This is a genomic window from Maritalea sp. YIW29, from assembly GCF_057219265.1.
Genome location: NZ_JBXVVF010000001.1, coordinates 923,352 through 947,996, shown reverse-complemented (window position 1 = coordinate 947,996; position 24,645 = coordinate 923,352). Strand labels below are relative to the sequence as shown.

Here is a 24,645-nt window from a genome sequence, read left to right as displayed (position 1 = left end):
AGATCGAGCGATGAAACAATTTCTCCAGATATTCTCGATCAAGGCCGTTCCGACACTAAGTTGGAGCGCAACGAACTCACGAACCCTCACACCGTCTCCCATCGCCATTGTCTATCTAACCATTGGTCTTGTCTGCGTCGGATTTGGTGAAGCATTGCTTGTCGTCGCTGGAATTGGCGTTAGCCCATGGACTGTTTTCGCGCAAGGTATCACCAATATCACGGGGTGGAGTTTAGGTTTTGCAACATTTGCAGCAAGCATTATTGCATTGATATGTTGGGTGCCGCTTCGGCAATTGCCGGGCATTGGAACCGTCCTAAATGCCATCATAATTGCGCTTGTTATCGACCTCTTAATTCCAATTTTGCCCAGTTTTGACAACTTGTTTGTAAAGGTGCTGCAAGTCGTTCTCGGCGTCGCAATCATGGGGTTTGGCACTGGTCTTTACCTGATCGCAAATCTTGGCCCAGGCCCCCGCGACGGCTTGATGACAGGGTTGCAACGTTTATCTGGTCTGCCGACCGCTTGGGTGCGCAGCGGGCTTGAACTGAGCGTTGTCCTTATTGGCTGGATGCTTGGTGGCACGGTCGGCATCGGCACAATCATGTTCGCGTTTGGCATTGGCCCCGCACTTGCCGCCAGCATGTCTGGATTAAAAGTTCTATTCAGCCCTGCTCCGACTTCCAATTAGTTCAATTTGCCCCGCCACAGACCAATCGCCAGTTCGCTCGAATTTGGTTCTCTATTGAATTGCTGTTAGCCTTAAGGCCTTGAATAGCTGGGGTTGGTCAATTGAAGAAATTCTCAACAAGACTCATTGGAGTCCTCGCTCTCTATATCAGCATTTCTATTGGCGCCTTCGCTGCGGATTGTGTTTTGCCGCAAATGGACCCCGCAAACATGCCGACCAGCGGCGAAGAATTTAGAAAGACAAGGCTTGCTTTGGCGCAATATATTCTTTGCATCTCAAAAGAAGATGCGGGTGCCGCCGCACGTATCAACTTTCCCGGACAAAAGGAAATGTTGGCGACCTACATTTCGCGCCTGGAAATGGAAATTGATCTATGGAAAAACCGATCTTTAGTTCCAACCGCTGAACAATATGTCGAAGCGTTAAAGGCTGAAGACGTTGCTGAATTATATACAAATCACGCAATAAGCCTCAATATTGCGCAAGCACTCTTCATCGAACAAGACATGAAGTTGCCATCTCCATATCTTGAGAAAATGCGTTCGGAAGGCAAAGACCCCGTTGCGGAAGCCACTCGGATGTCTAAGACCATCTTTCCGTCACCAAAGCCTTGGTTTGCGTTGAAGTATGTCGAGATATCCAGTGACAAACAAGAAATCCAACTTCAACGTGCCATCAAAAAATTGAGTGCCGAGAGAAAGCGGTTTGAGGAAGCAAAAGCCTATTTAAAGACCTTCCAGGGCCAAGTTGACGAAATATTGGACGCGCGTCGGACTTTCATCAAAGAGAGCGGCGCTGACGTGAATTCACAAAGCCAAAAGATTATGACGGCGCTGAACTCGAACCTGCCCCCCAATGATGACGACATTGAAGCGCTAGAGTACGCGAAGAAAAAGCAGGCAGAGCATATTCAGGGATTTCGCGATGCTAACAAGGAATTGGAAAAGAGCCTGAATATTCTTCGACAAAGCAGGGATGAGGCAGAAAAAGCTCTTAGTGCTGCAACATTAGAGTTCGTCGAGGTACGGTCTCGATTTGGCAGCGCCATTAAATCGATCACCACAAAAGATGCCAAACTCGTGCCAGTATCGGCAGAAGAGCAACGCGCGTTGCGCAACTTGGTACGTGTTTTGGATGGCGAAATTTCGGGCCGTCGGGAAGCTGCTTTTGATCTCAACAAAAATCGACTTGCAGCGCGCGAACAGCACGAAAAAGCTGTCGACGAAGCTTCGAACCAAGCTGATTGGTATGCACTTGCCGGCATTTATTCGACCATCATTCAAGCCCAGTTTGAAGTTCAATCATCCGCCTTGAACCTAGCACTAGCCACAAAAGGCGGACCAACTGGCGTCCTCGCCGAGGCGACAAGCCAATTGGCTGGCAACCTCATTTCCGGCCCAACATATTACGATGCTAGCGGACTTGGGCGCGATATTCCCGTTATCCCCAGAGAGGAAGGAACGGAAGAAAGCGAACGATCTATATGGGACGAAAAAGGCAAAGAAGCGGTCAAAAACCAGATTTATAAAGAGGCTTTGGCCACTCCTTTTCGCACATTCCACAGCTATGCAAAACTAAACGAAGCGCAACTAAATCGAGAAGTTGCAAACTTTGGGGCCGACGCCTTTCGAAGCTTGCAACGACCAACCGACCCGGTATTGCGCGGCAGCATTGCCCTACCGGAAAGCATTTCATCCCGCATTGCTGCGGCTGAAGCAAAAGCGATAGAGGCCGCAGAAGAATTTGGCAAAGCCGCCGGCAAAAAAGGAATTGGTGCGCTTATTTCCAGTATCGGACGCGATGTTGGTGTCAGTGTGCTCAAAGAACTGTCAAAAGAGGCTCTTAAAAAAGCAGCGGCAGAACTAATCGAAGGTGGTCCCTTGCGTGATTATATGGAAGCACAGTTCATCGCGCATAATGCTTATGCCGACTATTTGAATAATCGCAGAATTTATTGGGCCAACGAAGATGCTATTGATGTCGCCCGCACACGTCGAGAGGCATTTCTTGACCGGCTAAAACTTGGCAATCTCATTGTGGAGAAAAGCGAAGCATTCTATCCCCTCACCAATTATCAATTTGTGGTGGAAATTGACCCACTTTCTGCCATCAATCCAAAACAGTTTAAGGCTCAGCTTTCACTTGGTGATGTTGTGCTCTTACGCGATTCAAAAAGCACCGAACTGGCATGGGTCGTACCCGAAGGGGCTGAGTTTGGGTTAGATATTGACGAGTTTTTGACCCTGCAAATTGAAATAGAATGACAATGCGTCTGGAATTGTGCAGGCCTACTTAGTTCTTGCAACGGCCCTAATCTCCACAATTACGCCTTCGCGAGAAAAGCCGCTCACTTCTATTGCAGTCCATGCAGGATATGGCTGGCGAACATACTGGGCTCGTATGTTTGTGAAAAGTTCCATATGTTCCCGCAGACCAACATGATAACTGGTCATTTCCACTAGATCACCGAAATCCAAATCAGCTGCAAGTAAAACGCTTCCAATTTTGCCGAATGCAATATGAAACTGTTCTTCGGCATCACTTGAAATCTCGCCGCTGACGCCTGCCCCTGATGCTCCCGTCAAAAACAGGTGATCGCCGGATAAGATTGCCGGCGACATTTTTAGCTCTTCAAGTCGAGGGTGATTTTCTAATCCCTTGGGAAATATCGCTTTGTGCATAGCAGGTCCTTCAAATTTACCCCCCCCAAACATAAATCAATTCTTGCAAACTCCAATAACCCCAACGATGCGTTTGAAAATGGATTGGCACAAGATCTACAACCACTAACAAAACACCGCCTTGCTTAAAGCCCAATTGAGGCTTACTACATGCGTATCGATCTCTGGCTTATTCTCAGGCTTCGTTGCGCGGCATTTGTGGCCGCGTTCTTTCTAAGTATTTCTACACAACTCGCATACCGCAATTGGACACGTTTTTTTCGTGCTCCAATCCCTTTGCGGTTTATTGGTGAAAGAGCTGGGCCAGCAACCTGTTTCTTTGAAATATGCATAGCAAATCAAAGGACAGGCAATGATCAAGAAGCACATAGAAGTTGTAACCATCGATACGACTGGCATGAAAGAAACGGCATTTGGTACAGTTGAAACCAGCCGCGGTATTTATGAAATTCTAAAAGCTCACTACACACACGTCACCTTCAACGTCGTCAGCACAATCCAAGAACTGGAGCAGATTGCCCTTCTCAAACCCGATTTGGCGGTGCTGTGCGTCAAATACATTTACGACGAAATATTGGGGAAAGAGGTTTGGCTATCTGACTTTTTTGCTGACCGTGAAATCGCATTCACCGGTTCAAACAGATCAACGCTGAGACACGATTCGGATAAAAGTTGGGCGAAACGCGCGGTCTTTGATTCAGGCTTGCGCACGGCTAGATTCTTTGTTGCCACACCAGATCGCTTTGAGCGACAAGATCAGCTGCCGCTTCCCTTTCCGCTATTTGTAAAACCGATGGATGCCGCAAATGGAAATGGCATTGATGAGAACTCCATAGTGCATGATTTTTCTAGCTACCGCAGTAAAGTTGAAGAGATTTATGCGGTGTATGGAGTGCCAGCGCTTGTTGAAACATATCTATCTGGCCGCGAATTTACCGTTGCTGTGCTGGATGATCCCTCAAACGGCCAACGACTAATTTCGCCAGTTGAAATCATCGTGCCCGTCAATATCAAGGGTGATCGCGTACTAGGATGTTTAGAGAAATCTAAAAACAATGAACAACTCGGTTTGATCGTCGAACCGGAATTATCTTTGATTAATCGGTTTGTCGATGAGATATTTACGGCGTTGAAAGTGCAGGATTTTGGTCGGATTGACATCAAAATGGACGGTGACAATGTTCCCTACTTCATGGAAGCAAATCTAGTTCCTGGCATGACGCCGGTATCGAGCTACTTTCCGCGAGCGTGTTTTTACAATCAAGGCATGCAATATAACGAGGTTGTTCTCAAAATCATCTCACTTGCCCTCATTCGCGCTGAAGCACCGGTCGAAATACCACCAACCGATTTGGTTCCTATTGCTGCCTAGGGACAGTACATTGCTTCCATCCATAGTTTTGAATTTCCATCTGCAAATCATTCGCAATAGTTGTTGCAAACGATTTGCAGTTGCACTACCGTCATCTCAACACACAATTTGAGTTGATAGGGAAATTGATGTCTGTAACAAAATCTTTCGTCGCAATTGGTGCCCTTTTGGCGGGGTTAGCGGTCAGCACTGCAACGCCGGCGCTTGCGAAGTTCAAAGCGGTCACCACATTCACAATCATTGCGGATATGGCACGAAATGTCGCCGGCGATGCCGCCACAGTTGAATCAGTTACCAAACCCGGCGCAGAAATTCACAATTATCAACCCACACCGCGCGACATCATTCGTGCCCAAGATGCTGATTTGGTGCTGTGGAACGGATTGGGCCTCGAACTTTGGTTTGAGAAATTTTTCAACAATTTGGGTGATGTACCAAGCGCGACGGTCACCGAAGGCATTGAGCCGATGGGCATTGCTAAAGGCCCCTATTCAGGCAAACCAAATCCCCATGCTTGGATGTCTGCAAGCGACGCGCAAATTTATGTCGACAATATCGCCAAAGCGTTCGTCGAGCATGATCCGGAGAACGCTGAAACCTACCTCGCAAACGCTGAAACCTATAAAACGAAAATCGCCGCAACTGTTGAACCAGCCCGCGCTGCAATTCAACAAATTCCGGTGGAACAACGCTGGTTGGTATCCAGTGAAGGTGCATTCAGCTACCTCGCAAGAGATTTCGGTCTTAAAGAGCTTTATCTTTGGCCCATTAACGCCGATCAACAAGGCACACCGCAGCAGGTACGTAATGTGATCGATCAGATCCGCAAGAACAATATCACCGCCATTTTCAGCGAAAGCACGATTTCATCTGCGCCAGCAGAGCAAGTTGCCCGAGAAACAGATGCGCATTATGCTGGTGTTCTATATGTGGACTCGTTGACAGACGAAAACGGCCCGGTGCCCACATTCCTCGATTTGTTGCGGATCACATCTCACACAATCGCTGACGGGCTAACAAAGTGAATGATATGAGCAACGCGGTGGTCGCGGATAAAAGCCAATTGGGCATAAATGTTTCCAACGTGACTGTGACTTACCGGAATGGGCACACGGCCCTGCGCGATGCCACATTTCAGCTGCCGCAAGGAACAATTGCGGCACTTGTCGGCATCAATGGCAGCGGCAAGTCGACATTGTTTAAGTCCATCATGGGCTTCGCACCCATCGCAAATGGCGATGTGCGAATTTTAGGGCGGTCAGTTCGTGACGTCCTAAAGGACAATCTGGTGGCCTATGTTCCTCAAACAGAAGATGTCGACTGGAACTTCCCCGTTTTGGTGGAAGATGTGGTGATGATGGGGCGCTATGGCCATATGGGGTTCTTGCGACGCCCAAAGAAACATGACCATGAAATGGTCAATGAAGCACTTGCCCGGGTGAATATGGAAGAGTTTCGGCATCGCCAAATTGGCGAGCTCTCCGGCGGGCAAAAGAAACGCGTTTTCCTTGCCCGAGCACTAGCGCAAGAAGGCGAAGTCATTCTGTTGGACGAACCATTCACTGGCGTTGACGTAAAGACCGAAGACACAATTATTGCGCTGTTACGATCCTTGCGCGACGAAGGCAAAGTTATCCTCGTCTCTACCCACAATTTGGGCTCTGTGCCTGAATTTTGCGACCGCACAATCCTGGTCAAAGGTACGGTGCTTGCCTTTGGCGAAACGGCCGACGTCTTCACCCAAGATAATTTGGAAAAGGCCTTTGGCGGCGTGTTGCGCCACTTCGTATTTGGCGGCACCGATTTACATGATGACGAAGATGCCAGACAGATTGCCGTGATCACTGACGATGAACGTCCGCTGGTCATGTATGGCGAGCAAGACAAAATGAAACACCGTCGTACAAAGAGCAATGATGATGATTGATCTGCTGCTCGAACCCCTCACCTATGGATATATGCGAAACGCGATTTGGGTCAGCGCTTTAGTTGGCGCGGTGTGCGCATTTTTGTCGGCCTACCTGATGCTGAAAGGCTGGTCGCTGATTGGCGATGCACTTTCGCACTCAATTGTGCCCGGTGTTGCCGGGGCCTATATGCTTGGTTTGCCTTTTGCCGTGGGTGCTTTCTTTTCAGGCGCGTTGGCGTCTGCTGCTATGTTGTTTTTAAATCAACGCACAAAACTGCGCGAAGACGCCATTATCGGCCTCATCTTCACGTCGTTCTTTGGACTTGGCCTGTTCATGGTATCGCTTTCACCCACATCGGTGAACATTCAAACCATTGTGTTGGGCAACATCCTTGCGGTCACTCCATCTGACACAATCCAATTGGTCATCATCTCTGTGGTATCGCTCTCAATCCTTCTTCTAAAATGGAAGGACTTGATGGTGACATTCTTTGATGAGGAACATGCCCGTTCGATCGGCATCAACCCGACATTGCTAAAAATCTTATTTTTCACCCTATTAAGCGCATGTACCGTCGCCGCATTGCAAACCGTTGGGGCATTCTTGGTCATCGCCATGGTGGTAACCCCTGGTGCAACCGCATATCTACTAACGGATCGTTTCCCGCGCCTAATCGCCGTGAGCGTCTTCATCGGCACCATGAGCGCTCTGGTTGGCGCTTACATCAGTTACTTTTTGGATGGTGCCACGGGCGGCATCATCGTTGTGCTGCAAACCATGATGTTTCTAACAGCATTCATCTTTGCGCCCAAGCACGGCATGTTGGCACAACGCGCAAGACGCGCCTCAATTGAGGAGCCATCAATATGATCGACCTGTTCCTCAGTGACCCGCTCGCGCCATTCCAATTTGAATTTATGCGCAACGCCTTCATCATTTCGATCTTGGTGTCGATCCCAGCCGCGCTTTTATCGTGCTTTTTGGTCCTAAAGGGTTGGTCGTTGATGGGCGATGCGATCTCACACGCAGTGCTGCCCGGTATTGTGCTGGCTTACATTTTGAGTATCCCCCTTGCCATCGGGGCGTTCGTGGCGGGTATGACCTGCGCGATTTCAACCGGATACATCACCGAAAATTCGCGCGTTAAAGAAGATACGGTCATGGGGGTCGTATTTTCCGGCATGTTCGGCCTTGGCATCGTGCTCTACACGAAAATTGAAACCGACGTTCACCTAGACCATATTCTGTTCGGCGATATGTTGGGCATCAGCCTCTATGACCTGTTCGAAACCGGCATCATTTCAGCCCTTATTGCTGTGCTGATTGCATTTCGTTGGCGCGACTTGCTGCTTTACATCTTTGACCCGCAACATGCTAGCGCCATCGGTCTGCCCGTTAAATGGCTGCATTATGGTCTATTGGCGGTCATTTCGCTAAGTGTCGTGGCAGCGCTGAAAGCGGTTGGCATTATTCTCGCGATTGCGCTCTTGGTTGCACCCGGCGCAATTGCATACCTTATCACCCGCCGAATTGGTCAAATGTTGGTCTGGGCATTACTCTTATGCGTCGGCTCTTCATTCTTGGGTGTCTATATTGCCTTTTTCATCGATAGCGCCCCTGCCCCAACCATTGTTCTGGTGATGACGGTTCTTTTTGTGATTGCGTTTTTCCTGTCGCCGAACGCCAAGAAACTATCAGGCGCGCAAACTGAACCCGCACCACAATAAATAAAGGGGCGGTGCCCAATTGCCCGCCCCTTCATACGAAGTTTATTAGAAGTGTTTGTTCTCATTTCCAAGCCCTATATCTTTTCTTATGTGCGGGCTCAAATCGCCAGCTCCTAAATAATAGGCTCGCGCAATCTTGCGTTTTTGACGAGCCTCCAAATAGTTCAAAAAGACACGTAGGTACCGACCTAATCGTTCGAAATATTGCTCAGATATTGCATGTTGTTTTTTCATGTGTATTCGCTCGGCAAAAAGCACAAAGCTTCGCCGCTCCTAATTTTGAATATAATTGTGCTGAAATCGCCGCGCGCAGATGCAGCGCGGAAAATGACAGCGACTGATTGTTGATAGTCCACGCCACGCGTAGACTATGGGAGTTTGAAAAGATGAACCTTAGACGGCCGCAGCTTGGACGCTGGGCGAAGGATCGGTTGCGCTAGTGTTAAACTGGCAAACAAGTTGCCAGAAGTGTTTGTGAATTGAACATAAAAACCTCCTTGGCGTTGTGGCTGGCGGGACCAGCCTGATTAAAGACAATTGTGCAATACACTCACGTTGCCGTGATTTGCAACCCATTTGCGCGACTTTGTGGCACACACATCTGAAATGTTGCAATTCGAACACACAGTTAGAGAGCCTCATCATTTCGCCAAATTTTGACCCACTTGCAGAACATATAAAGAACAGTTATAGTTGTTCAACATTTGTTCCGATTCTAAATCAGGCTGTAAAGGACTTCAAAATGTTGACCCGCAAGCAACATGAACTGCTGATGTTTATTCATGAGCGCATGAAGGAAAGTGGCGTACCTCCCTCATTTGATGAAATGAAGGATGCATTGGATTTGAAATCTAAGTCCGGTATTCACCGTCTAATTACAGCTCTGGAAGAGCGCGGATTTATTCGTCGTCTGCCCAATCGGGCGCGTGCAATGGAAGTGGTTCGCTTGCCAGACAGTATGAACCCTTCCCTTGGTGGCAAGAAGTCCAAGTTTGAGCCAAGTGTCATTCAAGGTGACCTGGGCAGAGCGCGTGAACCAGTTTCAGCGGCTCCAATTGCTCAGGACGAGAATACTGACGCTCCGGTTACGATCCCTGTTATGGGTCGGATTGCGGCGGGTGTTCCAATTGCTGCAATTCAGGAACAAAGCCACACCATTTCTGTGCCCCCAGAAATGCTTGCCGGCGGTGAACATTACGCGCTGGAAGTTAGTGGCGATTCGATGATCGATGCGGGCATTTTTGACGGCGATACGGTGCTGATCAAGAAACAAGTCACTGCCAGCAACGGCGAAATTGTTGTCGCCTTGGTCGATGACGAAGAAGCGACACTGAAACGTTTGCGCAAAAAGGGGCAGTCTGTTGCCCTTGAAGCAGCAAACCCAGCATATGAAACAAGAATTTTCGGCCCTGACCAAGTAGCGGTTCAGGGACGATTGGTTGGTTTATTTCGCAAGTACTGACCCCGTTGTGACCTCGTGGTCCCAACATCCCCGATTGCGAACACTTGGCCCGACAACTACGCTTTATGCATTGGTTGCTCGGGTCTTTTTTGATTGATGTTGGCTCACGGACGCCAAGGACGGTTGTGATCGTGCAGCGCCCATTTTACCTCAATTTCGCCTACGCTATTTCTGAACAATATCGCAACGCCAAAGTCATCAAGTTCTCTTTGTGTGATGACCAACGCATTGGGACAGCTGACAGAGCGCCGTTGCCTTACGATCAAAATGTCGGCAACAGAGCAATCTTCTCTTAAGCCAACGCTGTCTTTTACCGCTGAGATCACCACACCTTCAACCTGAGCACTGCAGCCATGGCGATCGCAGCCACCAATGGCGTCATCATCTAGCAAGTTTGCGCCAAACCGCTCTGCCCACGCCCTTGTTGTAAAACTATTCGACTTGCGGCCCAGTTGCGCAAATGTTGTACCATGATTGATGATGATCGCCTGCGTGCTGTCTGAAATCACCGCAAATGGATGCTTAGCTGGACCGAAGGCAAACAAGCATAGCGCGAAGGCAATTGGCGCCAAAAATTTTATCCTGCCGTGAAAAAAGCTCAACCAGCCCAACATCAACAAACAAGCCGGCAAAACCCAACGCGCCAACATAGGTGTCTGTGTGAACTCTGCGCTTATCGTCGAAATATATTTCGCGATGTGTACAATCGTGTCGATCCCCGCTCCCATTAACATCAGGAACGGTCCTTCAAGGCCAACAGGCATCAGCAATACTGAAATCAGGCCACATGGTAAGACGAAGAACCCAACAATGGGAACAGCAATTAGGTTTCCGATTAAACCCAATGGTGCGAATTGTTGAAAATGTACGGCGGCGACAGGCGCAGTTGCAATCCCTGCAATTAGACTCGTCAGCGCAATGCCGCCAAACAACTTCGCCCAATACGGGAAGATAATTGCCGACCGGCCAATGCCCGCATAAACAGCGACTAAGCCTACCACAGCAGCAAAAGACAGTTGAAATCCTGGTTTAAAAATCTCGTGCGGAAACAATACGATAATGCAAATGGCAGCAAGCGCGACGTTGCGCATGGTGATCGCGCGCCGACCCGCAATGATGGCCACAAATGCCAACACCAACATCAACGTCGCGCGTTGGGTTGCCAAATTTGACCCTGAAATCAAAAGATAGGCAACTGCTACCCCTATGGCGAACATCGCCGCCATTGGCTTGATCAACCTGTCGCGACGGCTCACCTGCAAAATCAAAAATAGAACCAATATAAAAACACTGCCGACCACCAAAGTCAGATGCAATCCAGAAATTGCCAGCACATGGGCCAAACCGGCATTGGCAATTTGCTCGCGCAATTCACTGGCAATGCCGGATTGATCTCCAATAATCAGCGCCCGGGCAATGCCTGCTTGCTGCTTGGACAAATACTGATCCAGCCGTTCGCCAATCGACCACCGGACACCATCAACTTGCGCGGCAATTGATTTGCCCCCCGGTGAAGTCACTTTTGCTGGCCCAAGGGAACTGGCGAACCCGCCGATCCCAGCAAAAAAGCTATGAAACTGCGCATCATAACTATCCGGATAAACCGGTTTTGGCACAGGTATTATCCGCGCCCGCAGCATGATCCGATCACCGAGTTGAAAGACTCTTTCAGGATCAAAATGATCTGCTTTTACATTCAGGCGCAGTCGGCGAACATTTTCTAGTCGCGCGTCACCACCAAGCTGCTCGATCACTAGCCGTTCGCGCCCACCTTGAATGGACGTGCGCTGAACAATCTGACCGGTTAGCTCATTCACGGCCATTGGATAGCTGATCATCTTTGTGCCGAACCACTGAGCGCTTAAAGCAATCAATCCATAGCCACTCCAAATTGCCAAGATTAGGGCAAGCGCCCTTCCCGTCTTTTGCCTCAACCGTTGCCAAACAAACCCGATAGCCAACACACTTAAAACAAGCAGAACCGCAAGCGGGTTAGGCTCAAACCGGACATTCTTATAGAGAGAAATGCCGACAATCAGCGCAAACGGCACAAGTACGATAAATTGGCGATGATAGATCGCCCGAGAAACAGCGCTCTTAAATGAAACAACCGGAGAAGTTTGGATTTCCGGGTTTGATTTTTGGCGCAGGCGAACAGGTTCGTCACCCTTGGGCGACAATTGAGTATGGCTTTTAAGTATCGTTTCGCTTTCAAAAGTGGCCATTAGCTCGCCTCTATCTTGCGCAATATTCCGCTTATGTTACACATGCGGCAAAAATTCGCCAGCATTGCCGAACCAAACCGGCAACAGTTGTAGGCTTCAGTCTTCATTTTATAATTGAGAACATTCAGCATGACAGAAAAAGTGATCACACGGTTCGCGCCGTCACCAACCGGATTTTTGCACATTGGCAACGCCCGCACCGCCCTATTTAACTGGGCGCTGGCCAAATCCCTTGGCGGTGAAATGTTGCTCCGTATCGAGGATACCGACAAAGAACGTTCAACCGACGAAGCAATTGCGGCCATTATCACGGGCATGGACTGGCTTGGCCTAGATTATGCTGGTGAGCCTATCTATCAGTCGAAAAACATTGGTCGCCACACGGAAGTTGCCAACCAATTATTGGCCGAAGGCAAAGCTTATAAATGCTATGCGACGGCTGAAGAGCTGACGCAAATGCGTGAGCAGGCGAAAGCTGACGGCCGCCCAATGGTCTATGATCGCCGTTGGCGCGATCGACCTGAGAGCGACGCCCCGGCCGATGCGCCATTCGTTGTGCGCATCAAAGCCCCGACTGAAGGCGAAATCATCGTTCATGATAAAGTTCAAGGCGATGTGCGTTTCAAAGCCGAAAATCTGGATGATTTCGTAATTCTGCGGTCAGACGGCACCCCGACTTATCTGCTAGCTGTTGTCGTTGACGATCACGATATGGGTGTCACGCACATTCTGCGCGGCGACGACCATTTGGTAAATTCTGCTCGTCAAATCACCATCTTCAACGCAATGGACTGGCGCATCCCCGTTATGGCACACACGCCACTCATTCACGGACCAGACGGTGCAAAACTATCAAAGCGTCACGGTGCACTGGGTGTCGAAGACTATCGACGCATGGGTTATCTACCTGAAACAATCCGCAATTATTTTGCGCGGCTCGGTTGGGCCCACGGCGACGAGGAAATTTTCACATCCGAGCAATTCATCGAATGGTTCTCCTATGATGGGTTGAACAAGGGCGCCAGCCGCATCGATTTCACCAAAATGGAAAACGTCAACGCACACTATATTAAGGCAATCGACGAGGAGCGACTGTATGATCTAATGGTTTCACTAGCCAAAGAAATCAAAGACGAGACCGCACTTGCTGGCCTAATCGAGCATGCAGAAACCGTCAAAGCAGCCCTTCCCGCGCTTAAAACCCGCGCCAAAACAATTCTTGAACTAAATAAAGCCGCTGAGTTCATTTTCGCCGCCCGGCCGCTTACCTTTGAAGATAAGGCTTTGGCAGCGACCCAAGGCGATTCATTGGAAATTTTGCGCAAGGTTGAACCCATTCTTCGCGGCCTAAATGATTGGTCTCATGACGGCATTGATTCTGCACTTCGCGCCTTTGCGGAGCAAAATGAGATTAAATTTGGTAAGGTGGCTCAACCACTTAGAGCCGCTGTAACGGCCAAAAATGCGTCGCCTGGTTGTTTCGACGTTCTGTTGCTCCTTGGCCAAGAAGAAAGTTTGTCCCGCCTCAGCGAAACCACTGCGGTATAAACACGCAATTTGGTATCGGATTGGCGTTCATCGCTTGCGATTTGGCGCCAAATCCGTTACCTCATGCGCAACCTGATTTGCAGGTCGACGACGCTTACGTTTGTGGGGACGCTTCGCTGAGTCTATTTTTTTGAAATCTTGAAGGAGGCCTATTTATATGACCGATCGGATTGCAAAATTAGAAATTGATGGCAAAAGTTATGAATTCCCCATACTTTCTGGATCAGTAGGTCCAGACGTTATCGATATCCGTTCTTTGTACGCCCAAACCGGGCATTTCACTTTCGATCCTGGATACACATCCACCGGATCAACAGAATCAGCAATTACATATATTGACGGTGGCAAAGGTACTCTATTGTACCGCGGCTACCCAATCGAGCAACTTGCCGACAAATCAAGCTTTTTGGAAGTTTCATATTTGCTCCTAAAGGGTGAATTGCCAACCGCTGAACAGTTTGCTGAGTTTTCCAACACCGTCACAAGACACACTATGTTGCATCAGCAAATGGTCAAGTTCTTTGAAGGTTTCCGGCGCGACGCGCACCCAATGGCCATCGTTTGTGGCGCCGTTGGTGCAATGTCTGCATTCTACCACGATTCAACTGATATTACGGATCCGGCGCAGCGCGTTATTGCTTCGCATAGGCTAATCGCGAAGATCCCAACGATTGTGGCTTGGGCCTACAAATATTCAGTTGGCCAACCATTTGTGTCGCCGCGCAACGACCTGGATTACGCATCCAACTTCTTGCGCATGTGTTTTGCTGTTCCAGCAGAAGAGTATGAAGTTTCGCCGACCATCGCTAAAGCGATGGACCGAATTTTCACGCTTCACGCTGATCACGAGCAAAACGCCTCGACCTCGACTGTGCGCCTTGCAGGCTCATCACATGCAAATCCATTTGCGTGTATTGCTGCCGGTGTAGCGTCACTTTGGGGCCCTGCACATGGCGGCGCTAACGAAGCTTGCTTGAGCATGCTACGTGAAATCGGCACCGTTGATCGCATTCCTGAATTTGTGGCACGCGCAAAAGACAAATCAGACCCATTCCGTTTGATGGGCTTTGGCCACCGCGTTTACAAAAACTTCGATCCACGCGCTACGGTCATGCAGCAAACCGCGAAAGAAGTTCTTGCTGAGCTGGGTGTTGAAAACAACCCAACATTGCAGGTTGCACAAGAGCTTGAGCGAATTGCATTGGAAGACGAGTACTTCATCGAGAAGAAACTCTATCCAAATGTTGATTTCTATTCAGGCATTATTTTGGACGCGATTGGCTTCCCAACTTCAATGTTCACTGCAATTTTCGCCCTAGCGAGAACTGTTGGCTGGACATCACAATGGGCAGAAATGATCGAAGATCCAAAACAAAAAATCGGCCGTCCTCGTCAGCTATATACTGGCGAAACAGCGCGCGATTATGTGGATATTGCACAGCGCTAATTCAAAAGTTCGATTATTCGATCTTCGGGATTTTGACGGGGAGCCTCTGGCTCCCCTTCTTTCATTTTGGAGCGCATTTCTTCAAGCCCGGCAAGCTGATCTGCCATTGCCGCATCACCACTCATCAAGTTCTGTACTTCGCGCAGGATGCCTTCAGATAAATTTTGCGTGCCGACTATTTCTGGAATGAGTTTTCGGCCCAAGATAATGTTGTTGAGGTTGATCAATGGACGACCATTCTCCTCATAGGCGCGAATTTGTTTCGGCTCAGCCAGATATGTTGTGACGTGTGGCACATCCGCAAACCCAATTTCCAAAGTTGCTGTACCCGACACAGCGATTGCGGTTTTCGCACCTTTTACGAAAGTCTTGAACGTTTCGCGCCCCTCGCCAATTTGTACCTTGTCGTCCTGCAAAATATCAGAAACGTTCCGGGACATGTTCGGGACCGTTGCGAGACAAAGCGGAACAGTTTCATGTGTATCGTGCAGCCAATGCAAGCTGACTTTCATCTGACCAAGGTTGCGTTTGATTTCACCAATTCGACTACCCGGCAAAAGCAAAAATTGACTTTGGGTGACATCATTATCCTCGCGGATTAAACGCTCACCAATGTGGCCAACATAATGGCAAGCAGGCCCGCCGAGCCGTTTAAAGACCGCCGGTTCAAAAGGCAAAACACCCAGAATTTCATCGTAAAGCGGCACAATTTCTTTTGCCCGCTCAGGCTTCCAGGCCCAAACTGATGGTGCAACATAAAGAACAATTTTTATATTAGGCCGCGCCTTGCGCACGCGCGCAGCGACACGGTTCGAAAATTCCTGGCTGTCAATTAGAACAACAATATCAGGACGTTGCGCGATAATCGCGTCCGCTGTCTGTTTTAGTCGCCAGAGTAATTTGGGCAAACGCATATAGACATCGCGCCATCCCATAACCGCCAAATCACTCATGGGAAACAGGGAACTTAACCCCTCGCCTTCAAGCGCAGGTCCACCAACACCTAGAAGTTGGACATCCGTCTTTTTACGCAGTCTAGCAACTAAATCAGCGCCCAGTTGGTCGCCAGAACTTTCACCTGCAACAACAAAAAGGCGCACCTTTATCCCCACCCAAACGCACTAACGTCCAGTTCTTGCGCCAGTTCTACAAATTTTTGACGATCCGCGATCAGGCATTTCTGTCCTTCAACGATGATCGACCCGACACCAGCAATTGCGCAGTTTTCTAGCGTTTTTGGCCCAATTGTCGGCATGTCACCAAGTCCACTTTGTTGTGGTTTTGCAACCTTCACGAGGATCATTTCACCAGAGGGGATGTTCAGTTTCTCCGCGATCACTTTGACCCGCTCAAGCAGCATATCCGTGCCCAGCACATCTTCTGCTGCGATGGGTCGAAGCCCATGAAAGACTACAGATTGGCCCAGGTCTGTTCGCGCAACAGTTCGGGCCAGTTGCACCATGTTTCCGACTACGTTCGTTTCAAGGTCTACATTTGGACCAGCAAACTGACCGGGGCCAGCGAGAAGCTCGGGAACCAGCTCATGAATGCCTTTTATGGCGACACGAGCGTCTTTTGCGATGGTGCGGTACGCCGTTTCTAGACCCATGTCAGAAATATCCAGCTTACCCGCATAATGTTCGACCAGATATTTGCCCACATTGGCCCTAAGTTCTGGCGACAAATCCACACCGCCGACAGCACATAGCACATCAACATTCTCAGCGCGAAGCCGATCAATAAGAGAAGACGGGTCGCCAACATTCACATTGTCATTCGCTTCAGCTGCCTTGCCAATCATGGACCAGACAACAAATTCATGGCCATATTGCTGGCGGACAGCCTGTTCTGCCGCCATTGCCAGTTCACCATGTCCCACAAACAGTGCGAGTTTACTCATTCGAACCAACGCCGTTTTTCGGCATGCATAGCGAGCGTTCCGACGGCTTGCGAACGAAGTTCACAACAACATCAACAAGTTCGTGGCCATTGAATATGTCAGCAGCGTCTTCTACCCGCTCACGAAGCGTACCCTCATTGGAAAAAATCATCCGATAAGCAGCCCGCAGCGTATGAATTTCCTCACGGTCGAAGTTCCGTCGCTTCAAGCCAACAAGGTTCAGTCCGCCCAAATAAGCACGGTTGCCCAAAACGGAGCCAAATGGAATGACATCGTTCTCGACCATGCTCATCGCACCGATGATCGAATGCGCGCCAATGCGAACAAATTGATGAACGCCGCTTAGGCCGCCAACAATAGCGTGCTCATCGACCGTAACATGGCCAGCAAGCGCCACATGATTGACGATGACCACATGGTCACCAATTTGACAATCGTGCGCTACGTGAGCCCCTGCCATTAGCAATACGTCATTGCCAATAATAGTCTCCATGCCACCACCACTGGTGCCCGGATTTATGGTCACGTTCTCACGAATGGTGCAGTTATTGCCAATTGTGAGCCGACTTAGTTCCCCGGCATATTTTTTGTCTTGGGGGCAATGTCCGACGGATGCAAACGGAAATATTTCGCAATTTGACCCAATCTGAGTATTGCCAGCCACAGCCACGTGCGAGTGAAGTACCGTTCCATCGCCAACTGAAATTTCGCCTTCCAAAATGCTGAATGCGCCAATGCTGACATTGTCGCCAAGCGAAACTTTCTCACCAATTATCGCTGTGGGGTGTATTAGCGTCATGCTCTACTCGTCTCTCACAATCATAGCGCCAACTTCTGCTTCAGCAACAACAACGCCATTCACGATAGCCTTGGCTGCATACTTACCGACATTGCGTCGTCGCTGTATTTTCTTGATGTGATATTCCAACACGTCGCCGGGTTCTGTTGTTTTTCTGAACTTTGCTTTATCGATGGTCAGCAAAAACACCGCATATTTGTCGCCGCTCTTTTGCTCTTCAGCAATCACAATAGCGCCAGCAGTCTGTGCCATACCTTCCAAAATCAATACACCAGGAAAAATCGGCTGACCGGGAAAGTGTCCCTGAAAAATCGGCTCATTAAACGTGATATTCTTGATGCCAATTGCAGAATCATCACCATCAATTTCGATGATCTTATCAATCATTAGAAATGGATAGCGGTGCGGTAAGCACTCCAGCAACCGACCAATATTTAGTGCACTCAATTCACGTTCAGTCATAAACACCCCAATTTACTTCTTAGATCGAACCAGCCGCCGAATGGCCGCGACCTCTTTGCGCCACATATTTATTTCGGTCGCCGGCGAGCCGCCAACCATACTACCCGCTGGCACATCTTTTGTGACCAGTGAACAGGCATACACAATTGCGCCGTCACCAACTTTTACCTTGTTGGATATGCCTGCGCGGCCTGCCAACAACACACCGTCCCCTAAAACCGCAGAACCGGCCAAACCAACGTGCCCTGAAAGCTGACAACGCCGACCAATTTTTGAATTATGGGCGATTTGAACAAGGTTATCAATTTTTGTTTGTTCGCCAATCATCGTATCGTCCAATGTGCCGCGATCAATGCTGGTATTCGTGCCGATTTCAACGTCATCTTGCACGATGACACGTCCCAATTGCGGTATCTTTTGCGGTCCTGCGGCATCCGGCAAGAAACCAAATCCGTCTGCACCCAAGCGTGCGCCAGAATGGAACAAACAATTATCGCCAATATGGGAAAAGTAGATGGAAACGCTGTCGGCTAAGATCGAGCCCTTTCCTACAGTTACCCCACGCCCCAATACGGAATTGGGGCCAATCACCACGTCGTCACCAATTTCAACATTATCACCAACCATAACATTTGGTGCAATATCACAGCGATTTCCGACCTCAATTTTACCAGCTTTTACCGCGTCCGCCCAAGACATTAGTCCCGAATATTGGGAACGCAATGAAGCGCCATAAAGTGCAGAAATCATCAATGTGAAAGTCTTATATGGGTCCGGTGAAACAATGAATGCCGTTCCACTTGGGCAACTATCCGCCATATCTTGAGGCAATATTACAGTGCCTGATTTTGTCGATTGCAGGGCCTCAGCATATTGTTTGTTGGCGACAAACCCGAGCTCACCTGTGTCCAAATATGGAACCGTAGACGCGCCCTTGATCTCTGTTGAAAGGTCTGCCCCGCTAACATCAAGTCCTTGACCGCAATCAGCCAGCTCGAGCAGCTCGCCAAGCGTTGGATATTTGTCTAACGGAAAAAAGCGATTATCGACCATGCTGCATCCTAAATAAAAGGGATCGCAGATTGTGTCTGCGATCCCTAATAGTCGTCAAGTAACTTCGTCTAAGAACCAGATCTTTGGAATTTAGAACAAGGTCGAAATTGTTAGCGCAAATACTTGCGTTTCGTCAGCAAGGTCTTTGTCTAGAACGTGTGCGAAATCACCGCGAAGTGGACCTAGTGGCGAGTCCCAAAGGATACTTGCACCAATCGACGTCCGGGTTTGAACACCGTTACCAGCAGTGATTAGCGCAGGGTCGATTGCATTGGCACCAAGATATGCAGCGTCCGCCCAAACAGCACCTTTCAAGCCATAGCTTTCTGGTATCACTGGAATTGGGAACTCAACTTCCGCAGACAGTGTCGCATATTCTGTGACACCGAGTGAGTTTGTACCATTTTTCGGGCCAAACCCGCGTGACTTGAAGCCGCGAATTAGGTTCTGACCAGGGATAAATGTCTCAGTTGGGTTGGCCGTCGTTCCACCAAGCGCATTGATCATGCCCAATTGCCCTTTAACACTGGCAACTACACCATGGTCAGGCAACACTGGAATGTAGTAGCGACCTTTAAGTTCTGTTTTGAGCAAGTTGTGATCAACACCAACATATTGCTGAACCAGACTAATTGCGAAGCCTTCGCTAGGCGCCAACTGACTATCAACATCTGTGTAAGTCAACGAATAGCCCAAGAATGCTTTTTGCAATGATGTCGGGATGTAGCTCGGCTTATCAATTGGCTTAGCTGGTGTCCCTGTACCATCTGAGAATGTTGTATTGTCATAACCGGCAAATACACCCAAATGCAATTTATCAACAATTGGCGCACCAACACGAATTTGGAAACCAGTCGAGTCAGTTCCGTAATTGTAATATTTGTCTTCGTCGATAGTCCGACGGTAAACGTCGATGCCAGCAGAAACGTCGAGACCCATGAATTTTGGCTCAGTGAATGAGAAATCATAAGTCCGGCTGCCGAATGTACCACCAAGTGCCAGTTTAAGGTTTTGGCCTTTGCCCAAGAAGTTACGTTCCTCAAGAGACAATTCAATACCAAAGCCTGATTGTGGTGAGTAGTTTGCACCACCACCCCAGCTACCGGTCGACTTTTCTTCAACAACCACGTTGATCACAACCTGATCGGCTGCAGACCCCTGCTCCGCATTAACCTGCACCTGGGAGAAGAAACCAAGTGCTTGCAATGACTCGCGGCCAGCGGACAAGAATGTACGGTTGAACGGGTCACCTTCAGCAAATTCAAATTCGCGACGGATCACAAAATCCCGTGTGCGGGTATTGCCGTAAATGTTGATACGCTCAACATAAAGGCGAGCACCCTCATCAACCAAATAAGTGATGTTGAAGCGCTTATTCTCAAGATCACGATCGATACGTGGTCGAACTTCAGCAAATGAATGCCCTTGGAACGCAGCGTCGCGCGCCATATTGGCAGCTGTGCGCTGTAGGCTTGTTACAGAATAACGACGACCTTCATGCGTGCGGATAGATGACCGCAATGCATCTGCATCAATACCATCAATGCTTGTTTCAATGCCAATCGTGCCAAACTCATACCGTTCGCCTTCATCAATTGTGAAGTTGATGAAAAATGCATTTCGCTCTGTATCACGTTCTGCGACAGCTGAAAGAACCTGCGCATCAGGGAAACCGCGGTCAGCATAATACAAACGCACCAATTCACTATCAACGTTCAGCTTGTCTTCGTCATAGGTGTCGTCACGGAACAACCAGCTCAACAAGTGGGTCTCATGTGTGCGAATAGCAGCCTTAAGCTGTGCATCACCAATAGACTTGTTGCCGGTAAATGTAATTTTCGCGATGCCTGACCGATCACCTTCATCAACAACAAAGACAATTTTCAGGCGAGAGTTTGCAGAAGGCTCGACACGGGTTGTCACAACAACAGAGTTGAAACCTGCTTGATCGTAAGCGAGTTCGATATTGCGTGCATCTTGTGCGACAGCAGCTTCTGTATAGACACCTCTTGTGCCAACATCGACCAAATCAGAAAGTTTCGAATCGGAGAATTTTTGATTGCCCTCAAACAGGACAGACGAGACTATTGGGTTTTCTTTTACAGTTACACGCAACGTGCTGCCCGAAGCACTAACATTCACCGTAGAAAACAACCCACTTTGATAAAGTGCGTCAATCGACTCATCAATTTTGGAAGCTGTCGCATTCTGTCCCTTACGGACAGCAAGGAAGGAAACGATTGTACTATCGTCAACCCGCTGGTTGCCGTTCACTACAATTGTACGAATTGTTGCCGCATAAGCAGCATTAACACCAAGCAAACCGCTAATTTGAGCTGGTATAAGAGGGCTCCCCAAAACCAACAGCAAACCCAATATCAGACTTGGCAAAATTCTTGTTCGTGCAATCATTATTCTCTGACGCCTTTCAGCACTTCCCACGCGAAAACAGACACAACTCTGTTTTTGCGACACTAACTCCATGATCCGTTTTACTGTTTCTTAAGCCAAACGCAAGGCCAAATAGAACTTTCAGTTACCAAAAGATTTGCATTGCACCCCTTGTGCAACACTTTTTAAGTAACTAAGGAGCGGATCAAACTCCTAAAAAATATCGTTGATCAATGTAAACACCATCAATGACATGACGATGAACAGACCAAATCTAAATCCTATCTCCTGTATCCGTTGGCTCAGCGGCTTCCCACGCACAACCTCGTACAAATAGTAAAATAGGTGTCCGCCATCCAACATAGGAATCGGGAACAAGTTGAATATACCAATATTCAGCGATAAAAGCGCCATCAAATTTATCAGCGTGAAAATGCCCAATGTCGCAGCTTCACCAGAAATCTGAGCAATCTTGACAGGACCACCAAGTTGATCGACATCCCCTCGCCCAACAATCAGTTCTCCCAGAAACGCAAATGATCGATCAACGATCAAGACCATTTCTTCCGCTGTTATGAAAATTGCCTCAATGGGATTTGGCCGCACAAAAACAACGTCTTCTTGTTCCGCTTTTCGGGAAACACCCAAAAACCCAATTTTCGAAACATTGCCAAACCGATCTTCGCGTTCACGAACCCCGGTATGCACGTCCAAATCCACGATTTGTCCTTGTCGATCCACCTGAACCACAACATCGCGATCCGGGCTGGTTGCAATGAGCCGTTGGAAATCTGCAAAGCTACGCACCATATATCCGTCAACGCGCACAATCTTGTCTTGTGGCATCATGCCCGAAATGGCAGCGGGCGTGTCGGGTTGAACTTCATCAACGGTAGCTTCCAGCGTGTAACGGCCCAGCCCCATCAACAACCCATAAAGAACGACGAATGTAAAAAGTACGTTTGCAATCGGCCCCGCAATAACAACAGCAATGCGTTGCCAGACATTTTTGAAGTAAAAAAGCGAAGCCTTGGTCTGGGGGTCTAACGCGTCTAGTTGCTCATGGTCTGGGGTACTTGCAGCGTTCATGTCGCCGACAAATTTGACATATCCACCTAGTGGAATTGCGCAGATTTTCCAACGTGTTCCGTTTTTGTCGTTTCGCCCCCACAGCTCTGGGCCGAAACCGATCGAAAAGGCTTCAACCGCGATGCCATTCCAACGAGCCACAAGAAAATGGCCCATTTCGTGCACAAACACGATGATGGTCAGCACGGCAAGAAACGGAACAATTGTATATAGAGGTGCTAAAAAGCTTTCCAAGAACTCGTCCTTTTGTCAGCAAAGCGTATGCTACCAGAGCAGAACGCCCTCAGCGACATGATCTGAAGTGAAGTGGGCAACGCCAATAAAATAGAGCAATACTGCACCAACGGTAAAACTATCAATTCGGTCCAAAATTCCGCCATGGCCTGGAATGATGTCGCCACTATCCTTGATCAGAAAATGACGCTTAAGCGCGCTTTCCGCAAGGTCACCGATCTGCGCTGATGCGCTGATGGCGGCCGAAATCAAAATGCCAATCCATAGTGGAGACCCAGTTCCAAAGCCCCAAACAATCGCGCCGCCCAATGTCCCAAAAGCGAGCCCGCCTATGGCGCCGCTCCACGTCTTTGAGGGTGAAATAACAGGCGCGAGCTTTTTCCCGCCAAACTGACGTCCAGAAAAAAAGGCCCCTGTATCCGTGAGCCAAATCACCGCGGTCAAAAACACCGTTGCGAGAATTCCCAAATTCGTATCGCCGCGAAGCGCCAGCACGCAAAGTCCGGAAAATCCCAAAAACCCAGCCGCTATACCATTCGTTGGCCATTCGCCGAACTTGTCGCTCAAAACCATTGCCAAAATGCCGGTGAAAATGAACAACCCAAGGCTAACCCAAAAGCCTACAATTGGGTATGCGATTGAGCAAAGCGCCAACATGCCCATAATGAAATAGGAAAACCGGGCAACTTTGCCACCACCCGTCATCAATGACCATTCATGATAAGCGACGGCCAACACACCACCGATGAGCAGCGCAACGGCCAACTGCCCGACAACAATCGCGACAACAAAAACGGGGATCAAAAATAAGGCGGAAATTAAACGTGGTCTAAGGTCACCCCAAGAAGGCCGGTTCGGTTCGGCTAATGATTTTTGAGGCTCTTGTGACACGCCCATCCCTATTCGATATCGCCGAAACGCCGCTTCCGAGTGGCGTATGTTTGAAGCAGCTCAACAAAAGATCGCCTGTCAAAATCGGGCCAATATTCCTGCGAGAAAACAAACTCAGAATAGGCGGACTGCCATAGCATGAAATTTGACAAACGTTGCTCGCCGCTGGTCCGAAATATAAGATCTGGATCAGGTAGTCCACCGGTGTAAAGCGCGTTCGACATCACTTCTTCGTCAATGTCCTCGGCTTTCAGCTCGCCACTTTGAACACGCTTGGCAATTTCAACGGTCGCGTCCAAGATTTCGGTGCGCGCACCATAGTTAAACGCAACGTTCAACTGAAGACCGCTACAGTTTTTGGTTCGGTCCTCGGCTTCTTTTATCATTTTGAGGACTGAACCATTCAACCCGTTCCGGCTGCCCAAAATTCGAATACGAACATTGTTTTTGGCGAAGGTGCCAATATCTGAGGCGACAAATTTCTTCATCAGCCCCAAGATCGTGTTGATTTCGTCCTGCGGGCGGCGCCAGTTTTCTGATGAGAAGCTGAATACCGTTAGATATTCAATCTCATACTCAACAGCACAGGTTACGAGCCGTCTTAAGGCCTCTACCCCGGCCCGATGCCCATCAGACCTTTGCTGACCGCGAGCCTGCGCCCATCGGCCATTGCCGTCCATTATGACACCAATATGCGCCGGCAATTGATCCGGGGCGATGTCTATAACGGTTTTGGCAACAGCACTATCCATAATGGTCGTCA

Annotated in this window: 21 protein-coding genes; 10 read left to right on the top strand and 11 right to left on the bottom strand. The window is 48.9% G+C overall.

The window, feature by feature from the left end:
- Nucleotides 1-10: 10 nt before the first annotated feature.
- Together yczE and AC2D8L_RS04620 are read left to right on the top strand one after the other, a co-directional pair.
- Entirely contained in the window at nt 11-691 is a 681-nt protein-coding gene (gene yczE / locus AC2D8L_RS04625) for a membrane protein YczE (protein WP_484684269.1), read from the top strand.
- A gap of 194 nt (nt 692-885) precedes the next feature.
- The gene (locus tag AC2D8L_RS04620; RefSeq protein ID WP_484684268.1) at nt 886-2,955 is read left to right on the top strand and encodes a hypothetical protein; all 2,070 of its coding nucleotides are present in this window, start codon (nt 886-888) and stop codon (nt 2,953-2,955) included.
- A gap of 24 nt (nt 2,956-2,979) precedes the next feature.
- Here the strand turns inward: AC2D8L_RS04620 and AC2D8L_RS04615 are convergent, their stop codons facing one another.
- Nucleotides 2,980-3,372 carry a RidA family protein gene (locus AC2D8L_RS04615; protein ID WP_484684267.1) on the bottom strand — a complete coding sequence of 131 codons (393 nt, stop codon included), beginning with the start codon at nt 3,370-3,372 and terminating at the stop codon, nt 2,980-2,982.
- A gap of 352 nt (nt 3,373-3,724) precedes the next feature.
- Here AC2D8L_RS04615 and AC2D8L_RS04610 point away from each other — a divergent pair, with 352 nt between their 5' ends.
- The 6 genes from AC2D8L_RS04610 (at nt 3,725) to lexA (ending at nt 9,843) form a co-directional block, all read left to right on the top strand.
- Nucleotides 3,725-4,744: a D-alanine--D-alanine ligase family protein gene (locus AC2D8L_RS04610; protein ID WP_484684266.1), complete on the top strand. Its 1,020-nt coding sequence runs from the start codon at nt 3,725-3,727 to the stop codon at nt 4,742-4,744.
- Between the two features lie 128 nt (nt 4,745-4,872).
- Nucleotides 4,873-5,769 (top strand): metal ABC transporter substrate-binding protein, encoded by an 897-nt coding sequence (locus tag AC2D8L_RS04605; protein WP_484684265.1) that lies wholly within the window; start codon nt 4,873-4,875, stop codon nt 5,767-5,769.
- Nucleotides 5,770-5,774: 5 nt separating this feature from the next.
- Complete coding sequence (locus AC2D8L_RS04600; protein WP_484684264.1) at nt 5,775-6,671, top strand: manganese/iron ABC transporter ATP-binding protein; 897 nt, start codon at nt 5,775-5,777, stop codon at nt 6,669-6,671.
- On the top strand, nt 6,664-7,524 hold the full coding sequence (locus AC2D8L_RS04595; protein WP_484685151.1) for a metal ABC transporter permease: 861 nt from the start codon (nt 6,664-6,666) through the stop codon (nt 7,522-7,524). The genes AC2D8L_RS04600 and AC2D8L_RS04595 overlap by 8 nt, the downstream gene beginning before the upstream one ends.
- Nucleotides 7,521-8,381, top strand: coding sequence for a metal ABC transporter permease (locus AC2D8L_RS04590; protein WP_484684263.1), 861 nt, complete (start codon nt 7,521-7,523; stop codon nt 8,379-8,381). Before AC2D8L_RS04595 ends, AC2D8L_RS04590 begins: the two co-directional genes overlap by 4 nt.
- A gap of 742 nt (nt 8,382-9,123) precedes the next feature.
- Complete coding sequence (gene lexA, locus AC2D8L_RS04585) at nt 9,124-9,843, top strand: transcriptional repressor LexA (protein WP_484684262.1); 720 nt, start codon at nt 9,124-9,126, stop codon at nt 9,841-9,843.
- A 104-nt stretch (nt 9,844-9,947) separates the two neighbouring features.
- On the opposite strand, the gene AC2D8L_RS04580 is transcribed toward lexA, so the two are convergent.
- On the bottom strand, nt 9,948-12,068 hold the full coding sequence (locus tag AC2D8L_RS04580) for a ComEC/Rec2 family competence protein (protein WP_484684261.1): 2,121 nt from the start codon (nt 12,066-12,068) through the stop codon (nt 9,948-9,950).
- Between the two features lie 129 nt (nt 12,069-12,197).
- Here AC2D8L_RS04580 and gltX point away from each other — a divergent pair, with 129 nt between their 5' ends.
- On the top strand, nt 12,198-13,616 hold the full coding sequence (gene gltX / locus AC2D8L_RS04575; protein ID WP_484684260.1) for a glutamate--tRNA ligase: 1,419 nt from the start codon (nt 12,198-12,200) through the stop codon (nt 13,614-13,616).
- A 157-nt stretch (nt 13,617-13,773) separates the two neighbouring features.
- Complete coding sequence (gltA, locus tag AC2D8L_RS04570; RefSeq protein ID WP_484684259.1) at nt 13,774-15,063, top strand: citrate synthase; 1,290 nt, start codon at nt 13,774-13,776, stop codon at nt 15,061-15,063.
- Here the strand turns inward: gltA and AC2D8L_RS04565 are convergent.
- From AC2D8L_RS04565 to uppS, 9 genes are all read right to left on the bottom strand, one after another.
- Nucleotides 15,060-16,163, bottom strand: a complete 1,104-nt coding sequence (locus tag AC2D8L_RS04565) for a lipid-A-disaccharide synthase (protein WP_484684258.1) — start codon at nt 16,161-16,163, stop codon at nt 15,060-15,062. The genes gltA and AC2D8L_RS04565 overlap by 4 nt on opposite strands.
- Before the next feature lie 2 nt (nt 16,164-16,165).
- Nucleotides 16,166-16,963, bottom strand: a complete 798-nt coding sequence (gene lpxI / locus AC2D8L_RS04560) for a UDP-2,3-diacylglucosamine diphosphatase LpxI domain-containing protein (protein WP_484684257.1) — start codon at nt 16,961-16,963, stop codon at nt 16,166-16,168.
- Nucleotides 16,956-17,762, bottom strand: coding sequence for an acyl-ACP--UDP-N-acetylglucosamine O-acyltransferase (gene lpxA / locus AC2D8L_RS04555; RefSeq protein ID WP_484684256.1), 807 nt, complete (start codon nt 17,760-17,762; stop codon nt 16,956-16,958). The genes lpxI and lpxA overlap by 8 nt, the downstream gene beginning before the upstream one ends.
- A 3-nt stretch (nt 17,763-17,765) precedes the next feature.
- A complete protein-coding gene (gene fabZ / locus AC2D8L_RS04550) occupies nt 17,766-18,224 on the bottom strand; it encodes a 3-hydroxyacyl-ACP dehydratase FabZ (protein ID WP_484684255.1) in 459 nt (152 codons plus the stop codon).
- A gap of 12 nt (nt 18,225-18,236) precedes the next feature.
- On the bottom strand, nt 18,237-19,277 hold the full coding sequence (lpxD, locus tag AC2D8L_RS04545; RefSeq protein ID WP_484684254.1) for a UDP-3-O-(3-hydroxymyristoyl)glucosamine N-acyltransferase: 1,041 nt from the start codon (nt 19,275-19,277) through the stop codon (nt 18,237-18,239).
- Between the two features lie 90 nt (nt 19,278-19,367).
- On the bottom strand, nt 19,368-21,689 hold the full coding sequence (gene bamA / locus AC2D8L_RS04540) for an outer membrane protein assembly factor BamA (protein WP_484684253.1): 2,322 nt from the start codon (nt 21,687-21,689) through the stop codon (nt 19,368-19,370).
- A 192-nt stretch (nt 21,690-21,881) separates the two neighbouring features.
- Nucleotides 21,882-22,991 (bottom strand): RIP metalloprotease RseP, encoded by a 1,110-nt coding sequence (gene rseP / locus AC2D8L_RS04535; RefSeq protein WP_484684252.1) that lies wholly within the window; start codon nt 22,989-22,991, stop codon nt 21,882-21,884.
- A 30-nt stretch (nt 22,992-23,021) separates the two neighbouring features.
- On the bottom strand, nt 23,022-23,882 hold the full coding sequence (locus AC2D8L_RS04530; RefSeq protein ID WP_484684251.1) for a phosphatidate cytidylyltransferase: 861 nt from the start codon (nt 23,880-23,882) through the stop codon (nt 23,022-23,024).
- An 8-nt stretch (nt 23,883-23,890) separates the two neighbouring features.
- Complete coding sequence (gene uppS / locus AC2D8L_RS04525) at nt 23,891-24,634, bottom strand: undecaprenyl pyrophosphate synthase (RefSeq protein WP_484684250.1); 744 nt, start codon at nt 24,632-24,634, stop codon at nt 23,891-23,893.
- Nucleotides 24,635-24,645: the final 11 nt, after the last annotated feature.

Excerpts from the sequence above, each read along its gene's own strand:
- yczE (WP_484684269.1), top strand. The coding sequence starts at position 11 with ATGAAACAATTTCTCCAGATATTCTCGATCAAGGCCGTTCCGACACTA.
- AC2D8L_RS04620 (WP_484684268.1), top strand. The coding sequence starts at position 886 with ATGGACCCCGCAAACATGCCGACCAGCGGCGAAGAATTTAGAAAGACA.
- AC2D8L_RS04615 (WP_484684267.1), bottom strand. The coding sequence starts at position 3,372 with ATGCACAAAGCGATATTTCCCAAGGGATTAGAAAATCACCCTCGACTT.
- AC2D8L_RS04610 (WP_484684266.1), top strand. The coding sequence starts at position 3,725 with ATGATCAAGAAGCACATAGAAGTTGTAACCATCGATACGACTGGCATG.
- AC2D8L_RS04605 (WP_484684265.1), top strand. The coding sequence starts at position 4,873 with ATGTCTGTAACAAAATCTTTCGTCGCAATTGGTGCCCTTTTGGCGGGG.
- AC2D8L_RS04600 (WP_484684264.1), top strand. The coding sequence starts at position 5,775 with ATGAGCAACGCGGTGGTCGCGGATAAAAGCCAATTGGGCATAAATGTT.
- AC2D8L_RS04595 (WP_484685151.1), top strand. The coding sequence starts at position 6,664 with ATGATTGATCTGCTGCTCGAACCCCTCACCTATGGATATATGCGAAAC.
- AC2D8L_RS04590 (WP_484684263.1), top strand. The coding sequence starts at position 7,521 with ATGATCGACCTGTTCCTCAGTGACCCGCTCGCGCCATTCCAATTTGAA.
- lexA (WP_484684262.1), top strand. The coding sequence starts at position 9,124 with ATGTTGACCCGCAAGCAACATGAACTGCTGATGTTTATTCATGAGCGC.
- AC2D8L_RS04580 (WP_484684261.1), bottom strand. The coding sequence starts at position 12,068 with ATGGCCACTTTTGAAAGCGAAACGATACTTAAAAGCCATACTCAATTG.
- gltX (WP_484684260.1), top strand. The coding sequence starts at position 12,198 with ATGACAGAAAAAGTGATCACACGGTTCGCGCCGTCACCAACCGGATTT.
- gltA (WP_484684259.1), top strand. The coding sequence starts at position 13,774 with ATGACCGATCGGATTGCAAAATTAGAAATTGATGGCAAAAGTTATGAA.
- lpxI (WP_484684257.1), bottom strand. The coding sequence starts at position 16,963 with ATGAGTAAACTCGCACTGTTTGTGGGACATGGTGAACTGGCAATGGCG.
- lpxA (WP_484684256.1), bottom strand. The coding sequence starts at position 17,762 with ATGACGCTAATACACCCCACAGCGATAATTGGTGAGAAAGTTTCGCTT.
- fabZ (WP_484684255.1), bottom strand. The coding sequence starts at position 18,224 with ATGACTGAACGTGAATTGAGTGCACTAAATATTGGTCGGTTGCTGGAG.
- lpxD (WP_484684254.1), bottom strand. The coding sequence starts at position 19,277 with ATGGTCGATAATCGCTTTTTTCCGTTAGACAAATATCCAACGCTTGGC.
- bamA (WP_484684253.1), bottom strand. The coding sequence starts at position 21,689 with ATGATTGCACGAACAAGAATTTTGCCAAGTCTGATATTGGGTTTGCTG.
- uppS (WP_484684250.1), bottom strand. The coding sequence starts at position 24,634 with ATGGATAGTGCTGTTGCCAAAACCGTTATAGACATCGCCCCGGATCAA.